We start from the raw sequence: 13161 nt of genomic DNA, 5'->3' as shown, positions 1-13161 counted from the left end.
GTGGCGCATGGCGCTGGTCACCGCGGCCGTGCGGTCGTCGACGCCCAACTTGCCGAAGGCGCGCAGCAGATGGGTCTTCACGGTCGACTCGCCGATGCCCTGTCGTTGTGCGGCTGCCGCCGCGGGGGCCGTCGTCCGATCTGCGTGTTCATGCGGTTGTGGGGTTCGTCGTCATTGGTCGAGCAGTCCGTGGCGCATGGCGCTGGTCACCGCGGCCGTGCGGTCGTCGACGCCCAACTTGCCGAAGGCGCGCAGCAGATGGGTCTTCACGGTCGACTCGCCGATGAACAGGCGCCGGCCGATCTCCGCGTTGGTGCAGCCCTCCGCCACCAGGCGCAGCACCGCCGTCTCGCGCTCCGACAGCCGGGGCCGCTCCGGTTTCGTCCGCAGCCGGTCCACCAGCCGTGCCGCGACCGACGGGGCCAGGACCGTCTCGCCGCGCGCCGCCGCCCGTACCGCCTCCGCCAGTTCACCGCGGGGCATGTCCTTGAGCAGGTAGCCCGCGGCCCCGGCCTCCACGGCCCGCAGGATGTCCCGGTCCGTCTCGTACGTCGTCAGGACGACCACCCGGCAGGGCAGTCCCGCCTCGCTCATCCGCACGATGGAGTCGACGCCTCCGCCGCCCGGCATCCGCAGGTCCATCAGGACGATGTCGGGCCGCAGTTCGGCCGCCAGCGCCTCCGCCTGCGGACCGCTCGCCGCGTCGGCGACCACGTCGAGGTCCGGCTCGGCGCTGAGCATCGCCCGCAGACCCTCGCGGACGACGGGATGGTCGTCGGCGAGGACGATACGGATCACGGGTGACTCCTCACCGGAGAGAGGGGCAGGCTGACCGTCACCGTCGTACCGCCCCCCGGCGTGCTGTCGATCCGTGCCGTGCCGCCGACCTCGGTGGCCCGGGCGCGCAGCCCCGCAAGACCGTAGCCGTCGCAGGGGGCACCCGGGTCGAAGCCGCGGCCGTCGTCCCGTACCCGAAGCGTGAGCACGTCGTCGGCGTACGTCAGCTCGATGCCCACCGAGGCCGAACTCCCCGCGTGCTTACGGGCGTTGGCCAAGGCCTCCTGACAGGAGCGCAGGGCCACGACCTCGGGCCCGGCCGGCAGCGTGCGCACCGGGCCGCGCACCCGCAGCGCCGCCCCGTGGCGGGCGGCCAGGCGGCGCAGGGCGTCGGGGAGGGAGGCGCCGTCGAGGTCGGCCGGCGCGGCACCGGCGACCAGGGCGCGCGCCTCGGCGAGGTTCTGCCGGGCCGTCTCGTCCATCAGCGCGAGGTGCCGGCGGGCCTCGGGCAGGTCGTGGTCCAGTTCCGCCTCCACCGCCTGCACCAGCATCAGCAGGCTGGTGAAGCCCTGCGCCAGGGTGTCGTGGATCTCCCGGGCCATCCGCTCCCGCTCGGCCAGGGCGCCGTGCGCGGCCGACAGCCGGGAGATCTCGTGGCGGCTGGCGTCGAGTTCGGCGATCAGCTCGGCCCGCTCCTCGCTCTGCTCGATGATCCGGATGATCCAACTGCCCACCACCGTCGAGAAACCGAGACTGACCAGCGCGGACAGCGAGTTCCCCAGCAGGTCCCGGCCGTCCGGGCGCCACAGCAGCGCCCAGCCGACCACGGGCGCGACATTGATCAGCGTGACGGCGACGAGCGCCCGCCGCATCCGCAACGCCATGAAGCACTGGGGGACGAGCGCGAACGCCATCAGCCGGGTCTCTCCGGCCAGCACCGACGACGGCAGGAACAGCGCCATCGTCCCGCCCAGATACCGCAGCGCCCGGCGCTCGTCCGGCTGCGCCTGCTGCAACAGGGCACGCCCCAGGGCGATGTACCAGGGCACGAGGGGCACCAGCAGCCCGGCGGCGACCGCGCGCACCGGACCCCGCGAACCCCCGCCGACCAGAACGAACGCCAGGGTGGCGGCCCACGCGAGCGCGAAGTAGACGTCCCACAGCCGGATCGTGCGGTCCCACGCGTGGTCGCCGCGGGCCGCGCCGCGGCCGGTCAGCCGTCGCGCCGGTCCTTCCAGCGAAAGGTCAGCAGACACAGCACCAATCCTCCGACGCACCAGGCGGCCAGCACCAGGGCCACCTTCCCGAACTCCCAGCTCCCGGCCTGCTCCAGGACTTGCGCCGAGTCCGGCAGGAAGACGCCCCGAAGACCCTGGCACAGCCACTTCAGCGGGAACAGGGCACCGACGTTCAGCATCCAGTCGGGGATCGTGTCGATGGAGATGTACACCCCGGAGATGAACTGCAGGACCAGGAAGGGCAGGACGACCACGGAGCTCGCGCTCTTCGCCGACCTGGGCACCGAGCTGATCGCGATGCCGAGCAGCGAGCAGCCCGTCAGCCCGAGCACGAGGATCCAGCCGAAGTCGGCCCAGCGGGAGGCGTCCGACGGCAGCCGCACGCCGTAGAAGGCGGTGCCGACGAACAGCAGGATCGCCGTCTCCAGGGCCCCGGTGAACAGAACCAGCCAGATCTTGCCCAGGAAGTACGCGGCCGGCGGCATCGGTGTGCCGCGCAGCCGGCGCAGCACCTTCTCGTCGCGCTCCACGGCGATCGAGATGCCCAGCGACTGGAAACTGGTCGACATGATGCCGGAGGCCATCATCGCGGGGACGTACAGCTGGGAGGCGTTGACGCCGGAGCCGCGCACGTCGTCGTGGAAGATCGCCGCGAACAGGAACAGGAAGACGACCGGGAAGGAGAAGGTGAAGACGACCTGGTCGCGCTGGCGGAAGAACTGTTTGATCTCCAGCGCTCCCCGGCTCAGCCCCAGGGTCCAGGCCCCGGGCAGCCGCCCGGTCCGCGCCCGGGTCCGGCTCGCCACGGCGGTCGTGGTCATCGCGCGTCCTCCTGTCCGGTCAGCCGGAGGTAGACGTCCTCCAGAGTGGGGCGGGTCACCAGCAGCCCCGGGATCTCGCCGTCGAAGCGGTGCGTGAGCTCGGCGACCGTCCTGGTCGGGGTGTCGGTGCGCTCGCGGCGCGCGGTGCCGTCGGCCTCGGTCCACTCCACCGTGGCCCCGGTGCCGTACCGCTCCCGGAGGGCGGCGGGCTCGCCCTCGGCCACCACCCGGCCCCGGGCGACCACCGCGAGCCGGTCGGCCAGGGCCTCCGCCTCCTGCAGGTAGTGCGTGGTCAGCAGGATCGTCGTGCCCTCGTCGGCCAGCAGCCGGATCAGGTCCCAGAACCGGCGGCGGGCGGCCGGGTCGAAGCCGGTCGTCGGCTCGTCCAGGAGCAGCAGTTCGGGATCGCCGATCACGCCCAGGGCCACGTCGAGACGGCGGCGCTGGCCGCCCGACAGCGCCTTGACGCGGCTGCCCGCCTTCGCCTCCAGACCCACCAGCGCGATGACCTCCTCGGGGTCGCGCGGTGCGGGGTAGCAGCGTGCGAAGTGCCGCACCGTCTCGTGGACCGTCAACTCCGCGGGTGCCGATTCGTCCTGCCAGACGATTCCCACACGCGATCTCCACGCGCGCGTGCCGTTCGCCGGGTCGGACCCGAGCACCGACACCTCGCCCGCGTCCCGGCCGCGGTTGCCCTGGAGGATCTCCACGGTGGTGCTCTTGCCCGCGCCATTGGGTCCGAGCAGGCCGAACACCTCACCGCGCCGGATGCCGAGGTCGATGCCGTCCACCGCGGTCAGGTCCCCGTACCGCTTGCGCAGCCCCCGAACATCCACCGCGAGTTCGTTCACGTGTGCCGTCATGACGTTGAGCCTCGTCCGGAACCGAACGCTCGGGGACGACCGTGCGTACTTCCTTATGTCCATCGAACGGTGGACAGGGTGCCGGGTGCGGCAGAATGGCCCGTGCCCGATGAAGGTCCATATCCCCAGCAGACGGAATCGACGTGATGAGCAAGACCACAGTCAAAGACGTCTCCACCGAGCCCGAGCCGAGCGACGCGGCGGCCTCCGAGACGCGCACGGTCGGCGGCAGCCGCGCCTTCGCCCTGCTGCTGATCATCACCGGCGCGGCGGGCCTGCTCGCCGCGTGGGTCATCACGATCGACAAGTTCAAACTGCTCGAGGCCAAGGTCGAGGGCAAGACCTTCACCCCGGGCTGCAGCCTCAACCCGGTCGTCTCCTGCGGCAGCGTGATGGAGTCCAAGCAGGCCGCCGCCTTCGGGTTCCCCAACCCGATGCTCGGCCTGGTCGCCTACGGCATCGTCGTCTGCGTCGGCATGAGCCTGCTGGCCCGCGCCCGCTTCCCGCGCTGGTACTGGCTGACCTTCAACTTCGGCACGCTCTTCGGTGTGGGCTTCTGCACCTGGCTGCAGTTCCAGTCGCTGTACCGGATCAACGCGCTGTGCCTGTGGTGCTCGCTGGCCTGGGTCGCGACGATCATCATGTTCTGGTACGTGACCTCGTTCAACGTCCGCAACTCCTTCCTGCCCGCCCCGCGCTGGCTGAAGGGCTTCTTCGGCGAGTTCACCTGGGTCCTGCCCGTCCTGCACATCGGCATCATCGGCATGCTGGTCCTGACCCGCTGGTGGGACTTCTGGACCAGCTGACAGCGCGCGCCGTGTTGTCAGTGCGGTGATTTAGGGTTTCAGCGTGGAGCCCGACCTGTTCACCGCAGCCGCAGAAGAACGCCAGGAGAAGGATCCGGCAGGAAGCCCCCTGGCGGTGCGCATGCGCCCGCGCACCCTCGACGAGGTCGTGGGCCAGCAGCACCTGCTCAAGCCCGGCTCGCCCCTGCGCCGCCTGGTCGGCGAGGGAGCGGGCGGTCCGGCGGGCCCCTCCTCGGTGATCCTGTGGGGCCCGCCCGGTACCGGCAAGACGACCCTCGCGTACGTCGTCTCCAAGGCCACCAACAAGCGCTTCGTCGAACTGTCGGCGATCACCGCGGGCGTCAAGGAGGTCCGCGCGGTCATCGACGGCGCCCGCCGCGCCACCGGCGGATACGGCAAGGAGACCGTCCTCTTCCTGGACGAGATCCACCGCTTCAGCAAGGCCCAGCAGGACTCCCTGCTGCCCGCGGTGGAGAACCGCTGGGTCACCCTGATCGCGGCGACCACGGAGAACCCGTACTTCTCGGTGATCTCCCCGCTGCTGTCCCGCTCCCTCCTGCTCACCCTCGAACCCCTCACCGACGACGACGTCCGCGGTCTGCTCAGGCGGGCGCTGAGCGACGAGCGCGGCCTGAAGGACGCCGTCACCCTCCCCGAGGACACCGAGGACCACTTCCTGCGCATCGCCGGCGGTGACGCCCGCCGCGCCCTGACCGCCCTGGAGGCCGCCGCCGGGGCCGCCCTCGACAAGGGCGAGACCGAGATCTCCCTGACCACCCTGGAGGAGACCGTCGACCGGGCGGCGGTCAAGTACGACCGCGACGGCGACCAGCACTACGACGTCGCCAGCGCCCTGATCAAGTCCATCAGGGGCTCGGACGTGGACGCCGCCCTGCACTACCTGGCCCGCATGATCGAGGCCGGCGAGGACCCCCGCTTCATCGCCCGCCGGCTGATGATCTCCGCGAGCGAGGACATCGGGCTCGCCGACCCGAACGCCCTGCCGATCGCCGTGGCCGCCGCCCAGGCCGTCGCCATGATCGGCTTCCCCGAGGCCGCCCTCACCCTCAGCCACGCCACCATCGCCCTCGCCCTGGCCCCCAAGTCCAACGCCGCGACGACCGCGATCGGCGCCGCCCTGGACGACGTACGCAAGGGACTGGCGGGAGCCGTGCCGCCGCATCTCAGGGACGGGCACTACAAGGGCGCCGCCAAGCTCGGCCACGCGCAGGGGTACGTGTATCCGCACGACCTGGCCGAGGGCATCGCCGAACAGCAGTACGCTCCGGACGACCTCAAGGACCGCGAGTACTACACCCCGACCCGGCACGGGGCGGAGGCGCGGTACGCGGACGCCGTGGAGTGGACCCGGACCCGCCTCGGTCGGAAGCGGTCCTGAGAAGCCTGTAGACTTCGCCGGAGTGCCGAGTCCCGCGCTGTCAGAGCGGGACACCCGGCCGGAACCCCCAGCGGGTTCCAGGAGCGTCGCGCACCGTTCGAATGGTGTCGCGGGCAGCCCACCACCACCCGTCGCGAGGCGGGAGAGGTCGGTGGGCCACTCGCGTGCTGCACGTATGTGCCCAGACCAGGGGAGCGGCTGCCCACCGAGTCCACCAGGACGCGGAGGGTTTCCCCGGCTGCGGATGCGACCTCCCTCAACCCTGACGAGCCGAATATCAGAAGGAAGAAAAAGACAGTGGCGAACCAGTCCCGCCCCAAGGTCAAGAAGTCGCGTGCCCTCGGCATCGCGCTGACCCCGAAGGCCGTCAAGTACTTCGAGGCCCGTCCCTACCCGCCGGGTGAGCACGGCCGTGGCCGCAAGCAGAACTCGGACTACAAGGTCCGTCTGCTGGAGAAGCAGCGTCTGCGCGCGCAGTACGACGTCTCCGAGCGCCAGCTGGTCCGTGCCTACGAGCGTGCCTCCAAGGTGCAGGGCAAGACCGGTGAGGCCCTGATCGTGGAGCTCGAGCGCCGTCTCGACGCCCTGGTCCTGCGTTCGGGCATCGCCCGCACCATCTACCAGGCCCGTCAGATGGTCGTTCACGGCCACATCGAGGTCAACGGCCAGAAGGTCGACAAGCCGTCGTTCCGCGTCCGTCCCGACGACGTCGTGATGGTCCGCGAGCGCAGCCGCAGCAAGACGCTGTTCGAGGTGGCCCGCGCCGGTGGCTTCGCCCCCGACGGCGAGACCCCGCGCTACCTCCAGGTGAACCTCGGCGCCCTGGCGTTCCGCCTGGACCGCGAGCCGAACCGCAAGGAGATCCCGGTGATCTGCGACGAGCAGCTCGTCGTCGAGTACTACGCCCGCTGATCACCAGCAGGCGGTAGCACCACCTCAGCCCGCCGTCTCCCCGCCCTTCCGGGCGCGGGAGGCGGCGGGTTCGTGCGTCTGCGGGCCGGCCGTCGCGTACCGCACGGGCTCCCGCGGCGCCGGCATGGCCCCCAGCGGCCGCCCCAGCGCCCGCGACACGGCGGCCTCCCGCGCCAGCCGCGCCCCCTCCCGTACGCACTCCTCGTACCGCTCGCCGCCCAGCCGCTCCCGGGCCGTCGCCTCGCACAGCTGGTGCGGGGCGTTGAAGTAGGCCGAGCCGAACAGCGGCAGCCCCACCGACGGCCACATCCGGCCCGCCGCCCCCTGCAGCACCGCGGCCTCGGCCGCGTCGCCCTCCACCGCCGTGACCAGGGCCAGCAGCTCCACCGCCAGCACCGAGCCGAGCAGGTCATGGAAGGCGTAGGCGCCGGTGAGGCAGTCGCCGAGCAGGGCACGGGCCCCGGCGGGATCGCCGTCGGCCCAGGCCGCGTACGCCAGGACGAACAGCGCGTAGGTGCGCGTCCACCGCTCGCCGTGGTCCTCGCAGACCCGGCGCACCTCCTCGCACATCCGCACCGCGCCCGGCAGATCGCCCTGGAAGGCGCGCGCCATCGCCAGCTCGACCCGGGCCATCAGCACATTGCTGTTGAGCTCGCCGATCTCCTCGTAGCGCTCCAGCGCCGAGCGCAGCAGCCGCTCCGCGCGCGGCATGTCGTCCGTGACCAGGGCCAGACAGCCGGTGCGGTGCTCCGCGTACGCCACCGCCGCCGGATCGCCGCAGCGCTCCGCCTCCTCCCGGCACTCCCGCAGCGCCGCCAGCGCCGGCACCGTGTCGCCCTGCAGGATCGCCACGTACCCGAGCACCCACAGCGCCTTCAGCCGCGACCGGTCATGGCCCGAGTCCAGCCGCACGACCTGCTCCAGCCAGTGCCGCCCCTCGGCCAGCCGCCCGCAGCCCGCCCAGCAGAACCACAGCGAGCCCGCGAGGTACTGGCCCAGGTGGGCCTCCTCCGGCTCGTTCAGACAGTGCTCCAGGGCGCAGCGCAGATTGGGCAGCTCCGCCTCCACCCTTTCGGCCACCTCGTCCTGGCGCGGCGAGAACCAGTCCAGCTCGCACCAGATCGCCAGCCCCAGGTACCAGTCCCGGTGCCGCCGCCGCAGCCGGGCCGCGTCCCCCGTCGCCTCCAGCCAGTCGGCTCCGTACGCCCGCACGGTGTCCAGCATCCGGTAGCGCACCCCGGCCGGCGTCTCCTCCCGCGCGACCACCGACTGCGCGAGCAGCTCGGTCAGTACGTCGAGGACGTCGTCGGCGTCGAGACCGTGCCCGGCGCAGACGTACTCGACGGCCTCCAGGTCGAACCGCCCGGCGAAGACCGACAGCCGCGCCCACAGCAGCCGCTCCCGTGGGGTGCACAGTTCATGGCTCCAGCCGATCGCCAGACGCAGCGTCCGGTGCCGGGCGAGCCCGTCCGAGCTGCCGCCGGTCAGCAGGCGGAACCGGTCCTCCAGCCGCTCCAGCAGCTGACCCGGGGACAGTGCCCGCAGCCGCCCCGCCGCCAGTTCGACCGCGAGCGGAATCCCGTCCAGGCGCCGGCACAGCGCGCGCACGTCCTCGTCGTCCGGGACCGGCACGCCGTGCAGCGCGGCCCGCTCGGCGAGCAGCCGCACCGCCTCGTCCTCGCCGAGCGGCGCCAGCGGGAACACCCGCTCTCCCGGCAGGCCCAGCGGGCGGCGCCCTGCCGCGAGCACCCGGAGCCCGGGCACGGCCCGCAGCAACTCGCCCACCAGCCCGGCGCACGCCTCCACCAGGTGCTCGAATCCGTCGAGGACCAGCAGGAGTTGACGCCCGGCGAGATCGGCGAGCAGCGTCTCGCGCGGCGGCCGGGCCGTGTGGTCGGTCAGACCGAGCGCTTCCGCGACGGCGTGATCGACGAACCGCGGATCCCGCACCGGCGCCAGTTCCACGCGCCGGACCCCGTCGCGCGGTGCGTGCAGGGCGGCCGCCCGTGCCGCGAGCCGCGACTTGCCGACCCCGCCCGCGCCGGTCACGGTGACCAGCCGGGCGGTGTCGAGCGCCCGTGCCAGCCCGGCGAGTTCGGCCGAGCGCCCCACGAACGCGTCCAGCTCCTCGGGGAGGTTGCCGCCCACGGGACCGCCGTCGCGCTGATGTTGCCGCATGGGATACGGAGCGTACTGAACCGTATTCAGTCCGTACAATCGCCTTGCGCGACCCGGGCCGTGTGTGGAAGGGAATCCGGTGCGGAGCGCCACCCCCGGCGCGATAGGCTCGGCCCACGACTTTTTCGATGTTCGGGCAAGCTGAGGGAGCGGGTGCGCGTGGTGTCCGGTGGTGAGGTGGCCGGGATCCTGGTGGCCGTGTTCTGGGCGATCCTGGTCTCCTTCCTCGCGGTGGCCCTCGCGAGGCTGGCCCAGACGCTCAAGGCGACCACCAAGCTCGTCGCGGACGTGACCGACCAGGCCGTCCCGCTTCTGGCCGACGCCTCCAGCGCGGTGCGCTCCGCGCAGACCCAGATCGACCGGGTCGACGCGATCGCGACCGACGTCCAGGAGGTCACCTCGAACGCCTCCGCCCTGTCGACCACCGTCGCCTCCACCTTCGGCGGCCCCCTGGTCAAGGTCGCGGCTTTCGGGTACGGCGTCCGCAGGGCGCTGGGTACCCGCCGGGACGACATGCCCACGAAGGAGCCGAGGCGTACCGTGATCGTGGGCCGGACCGTCCCGACGTCTCGGCGGGGCAAGCGGAAGAAGGACTGAGACCTAGCGATGTTCCGCCGTACGTTCTGGTTCAGCACGGGCGTGGCCGCCGGTGTGTGGGCCACCACCAAGGTCAACCGCAAGCTCAAGCAGCTCACCCCGGAGAGCCTGGCCGCCGCCGCGGCCAACAAGGCCATCGAGGCCGGCCACCGGATCAAGGACCGCGCGGTCGGCTTCGCGCTCGAGGTCCGCGACAACATGGCCCTGCGGGAGGAGGAGCTGGGGGAGGCCCTCGGCATCAACGCGGCCCCCGAACTCCCCGCGCCCCGGCGCCACACCGCCATCGAGAACCGCAACAACCCGAAGTACGTCGAGGGCTCGACGTACCAGACGCACTCGTACAACCGGAATGAGGACCACTGATGGAGTCGGCCGAGATTCGCCGCCGCTGGCTGAGCTTCTTCGAGGAGCGCGGGCACACCGTCGTCCCTTCGGCGTCGCTCATCGCGGACGACCCGACTCTGCTCCTCGTCCCCGCCGGCATGGTGCCCTTCAAGCCCTACTTCCTCGGTGAGGTCAAGCCGCCCTTCCCGCGCGCCACCAGCGTGCAGAAGTGCGTGCGCACCCCCGACATCGAAGAGGTCGGCAAGACCACCCGGCACGGCACGTTCTTCCAGATGTGCGGCAACTTCTCCTTCGGCGACTACTTCAAGGAAGGCGCCATCAAGCTCGCCTGGGAGCTGCTCACCAGCCCCCAGGACAAGGGCGGTTACGGCCTGGAGCCGGAGAAGCTCTGGATCACCGTCTACAAGGACGACGACGAGGCCGAGCGCATCTGGCACGAGGTCGTCGGCGTGCCCATGGAGCGCATCCAGCGCCTGGGCATGAAGGACAACTTCTGGTCGATGGGCGTCCCCGGCCCGTGCGGCCCCTGCTCCGAGATCAACTACGACCGCGGCCCCGAGTTCGGCGCCGAGGGCGGCCCCGCCGTCAACGACGAGCGGTACGTGGAGATCTGGAACCTCGTCTTCATGCAGTTCGAGCGGGGCGAGGGCACCGGCAAGGACAACTTCGAGATCCTCGGCGACCTGCCCAGCAAGAACATCGACACGGGCCTCGGCCTGGAGCGCCTCGCCATGATTCTGCAGGGCGTGCAGAACATGTACGAGATCGACACCTCCATGGCCGTCATCAAGAAGGCCACCGAGCTGACCGGCGTCCACTACGGCGCCGCCCACGCCTCCGACGTCTCCCTGCGCGTGGTCACCGACCACATGCGCACCGCCACCATGCTCATCGGCGACGGCGTCACCCCCGGCAACGAGGGCCGCGGCTACGTCCTGCGCCGCATCATGCGCCGCGCCATCCGCAACATGCGGCTGCTCGGCGCCACCGGTCCGGTCGTGCTGGACCTCGTCGAGACCGTGATCGGCATGATGGGCCAGCAGTACCCCGAGCTGGTCACCGACCGCGAGCGCATCGAGAAGGTCGCCGTCGCCGAAGAGAACGCCTTCCTCAAGACGCTGAAGGCCGGCACCAACATCCTCGACACCGCCGTCACCGAGACCAAGCAGTCCGGTGGCACGGTCCTGCCCGGCGACAAGGCGTTCCTGCTCCACGACACCTGGGGCTTCCCGATCGACCTCACCCTGGAGATGGCCGCCGAGCAGGGGCTGTCCGTGGACGAGGACGGCTTCCGCCGCCTGATGAAGGAGCAGCGGGAGCGCGCCAAGGCCGACGCGCAGGCCAAGAAGACCGGCCACGCGGGCGCCGGCGCCTACCGGGAGATCGCCGACAAGGTCGGAGAGACCGACTTCATCGGCTACAGCGACACCGAGGGCGAGTCCACCATCGTCGGCATCCTCGTCGACGGCGCCTCCTCCCCGGCCGCCACCGAGGGCGACGAGGTCGAGATCGTCCTGGACCGCACCCCCTTCTACGCCGAGGGCGGCGGCCAGATCGGCGACACCGGCAAGATCAAGGTCGACTCCGGCGCCGTCATCGAGGTCCGCGACTGCCAGAAGCCCGTCCCGGGCGTCTACGTCCACAAGGGCGTCGTCCAGGTCGGCGAGGTCACCGTCGGCGCCAAGGCCGTCGCCTCGATCGACGCCCGCCGCCGCAAGGCCATCGCCCGCGCCCACTCGGCCACCCACCTCACCCACCAGGCGCTGCGTGACGCGCTCGGCCCGACGGCCGCCCAGGCCGGCTCCGAGAACCAGCCCGGCCGCTTCCGCTTCGACTTCGGCTCGCCGTCCGCCGTGCCGCACACGGTGATGACCGACGTCGAGCACAAGATCAACGAGGTGCTCGCCCGCGACCTCGACGTCCGCGCCGACGTCATGGGCATCGACGAGGCCAAGAAGCAGGGCGCCATCGCCGAGTTCGGCGAGAAGTACGGCGAGCGCGTCCGCGTCGTGACCATCGGCGACTTCTCCAAGGAGCTGTGCGGCGGCACGCACGTGCACAACACCGCCCAGCTGGGCCTGGTGAAGCTGCTCGGCGAGTCCTCCATCGGCTCCGGCGTCCGCCGTATCGAGGCCCTCGTCGGCGTCGACGCCTACAGCTTCCTCGCCCGCGAGCACACGGTCGTCAACCAGCTGACCGAGCTGCTCAAGGGCCGCCCGGAGGAGCTGCCGGAGAAGGTCTCCTCGATGCTCGGCAAGCTGAAGGACGCCGAGAAGGAGATCGAGAAGTTCCGCGCCGAGAAGGTGCTGCAGGCCGCCGCCGGCCTCGCCGAGTCCGCCAAGGACGTCCGCGGCATCGCGGTCGTCACCGGTCAGGTCCCGGACGGCACGACCCCCGACGACCTGCGCAAGCTGGTCCTCGACGTGCGCGGCCGCATCCAGGGCGGACGCGCCGCCGTGGTGGCCCTCTTCGCCGTCAACAACGGCAAGCCGCTGACCGTCATCGCGACCAACGAGGCCGCCCGTGAGCGCGGCATGAAGGCCGGTGACCTGGTCCGCACCGCCGCCAAGACCCTCGGCGGCGGCGGTGGCGGCAAGCCCGACGTCGCGCAGGGCGGCGGCCAGAACCCGGCCGCCGTCGGCGAGGCCGTCGACGCGGTCGAGCGGCTCGTGGCGGACACCGCCAAGTGAGCGGAGTACAGGAATCCGGTGAGGACGGCCCGGTGATGCGCCGGGGCCGTCGCCTCGCCGTCGACGTCGGGGACGCCCGGATCGGGGTCGCGTCCTGCGACCCCGACGGGATCCTCGCCACCCCGGTGGAGACGGTTCCCGGCCGGGACGTCCCGGCCGCCCACCGCCGCCTGCGCCAACTGGTCGAGGAGTACGAACCGATCGAGGTCGTCGTCGGCCTCCCTCGCTCCCTCAAGGGGGGCGAGGGCCCGGCCGCGGCGAAGGTCCGCGCCTTCGCCCAGGAGCTGGCCAGGGGCATCAAGCCCGTGCCGGTCCGCCTGGTCGACGAGCGGATGACGACGGTGACGGCCAGTCAGGGACTGCGCGCCTCGGGTGTGAAGTCGAAGAAGGGCCGCTCGGTCATCGACCAGGCAGCCGCTGTGATCATCCTGCAGCAGGCCCTGGAATCCGAACGGGTGTCAGGTAAAGCACCCGGCGAGGGCGTCGAAGTGGTCATCTGATCGCGATACGGTAACGTTCCGCGCGATTGCGCCGC

At 71.5% G+C, this 13161-nt stretch carries 12 protein-coding genes; 7 read left to right on the top strand and 5 right to left on the bottom strand.

The window, feature by feature from the left end:
- Nucleotides 1–171: 171 nt before the first annotated feature.
- From M8J74_RS09245 to M8J74_RS09230, 4 genes are read right to left on the bottom strand one after another with little or no spacing between them, the layout of a single operon-like run.
- A complete protein-coding gene (locus M8J74_RS09245; protein ID WP_249835919.1) occupies nt 172–798 on the bottom strand; it encodes a response regulator in 627 nt (208 codons plus the stop codon).
- Nucleotides 795–1994, bottom strand: a complete 1200-nt coding sequence (locus M8J74_RS09240; RefSeq protein ID WP_283947961.1) for a sensor histidine kinase — start codon at nt 1992–1994, stop codon at nt 795–797. Before M8J74_RS09240 ends, M8J74_RS09245 begins: the two co-directional genes overlap by 4 nt.
- Nucleotides 1991–2836: an ABC transporter permease gene (locus tag M8J74_RS09235; RefSeq protein WP_249835917.1), complete on the bottom strand. Its 846-nt coding sequence runs from the start codon at nt 2834–2836 to the stop codon at nt 1991–1993. The genes M8J74_RS09240 and M8J74_RS09235 overlap by 4 nt, the downstream gene beginning before the upstream one ends.
- Nucleotides 2833–3699, bottom strand: a complete 867-nt coding sequence (locus M8J74_RS09230) for an ABC transporter ATP-binding protein (RefSeq protein ID WP_249835916.1) — start codon at nt 3697–3699, stop codon at nt 2833–2835. The genes M8J74_RS09235 and M8J74_RS09230 overlap by 4 nt, the downstream gene beginning before the upstream one ends.
- A gap of 146 nt (nt 3700–3845) precedes the next feature.
- Here M8J74_RS09230 and M8J74_RS09225 point away from each other — a divergent pair, with 146 nt between their 5' ends.
- The 3 genes from M8J74_RS09225 (at nt 3846) to rpsD (ending at nt 6816) form a co-directional block, all read left to right on the top strand.
- A complete protein-coding gene (locus tag M8J74_RS09225) occupies nt 3846–4505 on the top strand; it encodes a vitamin K epoxide reductase family protein (protein WP_058926495.1) in 660 nt (219 codons plus the stop codon).
- A 43-nt stretch (nt 4506–4548) separates the two neighbouring features.
- The gene (locus M8J74_RS09220; RefSeq protein ID WP_249835915.1) at nt 4549–5904 is read left to right on the top strand and encodes a replication-associated recombination protein A; all 1356 of its coding nucleotides are present in this window, start codon (nt 4549–4551) and stop codon (nt 5902–5904) included.
- A 297-nt stretch (nt 5905–6201) separates the two neighbouring features.
- Nucleotides 6202–6816 (top strand): 30S ribosomal protein S4, encoded by a 615-nt coding sequence (gene rpsD, locus M8J74_RS09215; protein ID WP_058926497.1) that lies wholly within the window; start codon nt 6202–6204, stop codon nt 6814–6816.
- Between the two features lie 24 nt (nt 6817–6840).
- Here rpsD and M8J74_RS09210 read toward each other — a convergent pair whose 3' ends face one another.
- Nucleotides 6841–8994, bottom strand: a complete 2154-nt coding sequence (locus tag M8J74_RS09210) for an ATP-binding protein (RefSeq protein ID WP_249835914.1) — start codon at nt 8992–8994, stop codon at nt 6841–6843.
- Between the two features lie 153 nt (nt 8995–9147).
- Here M8J74_RS09210 and M8J74_RS09205 point away from each other — a divergent pair, with 153 nt between their 5' ends.
- Genes M8J74_RS09205 through ruvX form a run of 4 tightly spaced genes read left to right on the top strand, consistent with a single transcriptional unit; the run spans nt 9148 to nt 13126 of the window.
- Nucleotides 9148–9591 carry a DUF948 domain-containing protein gene (locus tag M8J74_RS09205; RefSeq protein WP_249835913.1) on the top strand — a complete coding sequence of 148 codons (444 nt, stop codon included), beginning with the start codon at nt 9148–9150 and terminating at the stop codon, nt 9589–9591.
- A 9-nt stretch (nt 9592–9600) separates the two neighbouring features.
- The gene (locus tag M8J74_RS09200) at nt 9601–9954 is read left to right on the top strand and encodes a hypothetical protein (protein ID WP_249835912.1); all 354 of its coding nucleotides are present in this window, start codon (nt 9601–9603) and stop codon (nt 9952–9954) included.
- Nucleotides 9954–12626, top strand: coding sequence for an alanine--tRNA ligase (gene alaS / locus M8J74_RS09195; RefSeq protein ID WP_249835911.1), 2673 nt, complete (start codon nt 9954–9956; stop codon nt 12624–12626). The genes M8J74_RS09200 and alaS overlap by 1 nt, the downstream gene beginning before the upstream one ends.
- A 35-nt stretch (nt 12627–12661) precedes the next feature.
- Nucleotides 12662–13126: a Holliday junction resolvase RuvX gene (gene ruvX / locus M8J74_RS09190; RefSeq protein ID WP_058926501.1), complete on the top strand. Its 465-nt coding sequence runs from the start codon at nt 12662–12664 to the stop codon at nt 13124–13126.
- The last annotated feature ends 35 nt before the right edge of the window (nt 13127–13161 follow it).

This window comes from Streptomyces panaciradicis (genome assembly GCF_023516615.1).
Taxonomy (GTDB): Bacteria; Actinomycetota; Actinomycetes; order Streptomycetales; family Streptomycetaceae; genus Streptomyces; species Streptomyces panaciradicis.
The sequence above is the reverse complement of the archived record's forward strand: the minus strand, read 5'-3'. Positions and strand labels throughout refer to the sequence as shown.

What these genes read in the sequence shown, in the direction of transcription:
- M8J74_RS09230 (WP_249835916.1), bottom strand. Translation starts at nt 3,699, where the DNA reads ATGACGGCACACGTGAACGAACTCGCGGTGGATGTTCGGGGGCTGCGC.
- M8J74_RS09200 (WP_249835912.1), top strand. Translation starts at nt 9,601, where the DNA reads ATGTTCCGCCGTACGTTCTGGTTCAGCACGGGCGTGGCCGCCGGTGTG.
- ruvX (WP_058926501.1), top strand. Translation starts at nt 12,662, where the DNA reads ATGCGCCGGGGCCGTCGCCTCGCCGTCGACGTCGGGGACGCCCGGATC.
- M8J74_RS09225 (WP_058926495.1), top strand. Translation starts at nt 3,846, where the DNA reads ATGAGCAAGACCACAGTCAAAGACGTCTCCACCGAGCCCGAGCCGAGC.
- M8J74_RS09210 (WP_249835914.1), bottom strand. Translation starts at nt 8,994, where the DNA reads ATGCGGCAACATCAGCGCGACGGCGGTCCCGTGGGCGGCAACCTCCCC.
- alaS (WP_249835911.1), top strand. Translation starts at nt 9,954, where the DNA reads ATGGAGTCGGCCGAGATTCGCCGCCGCTGGCTGAGCTTCTTCGAGGAG.
- M8J74_RS09235 (WP_249835917.1), bottom strand. Translation starts at nt 2,836, where the DNA reads ATGACCACGACCGCCGTGGCGAGCCGGACCCGGGCGCGGACCGGGCGG.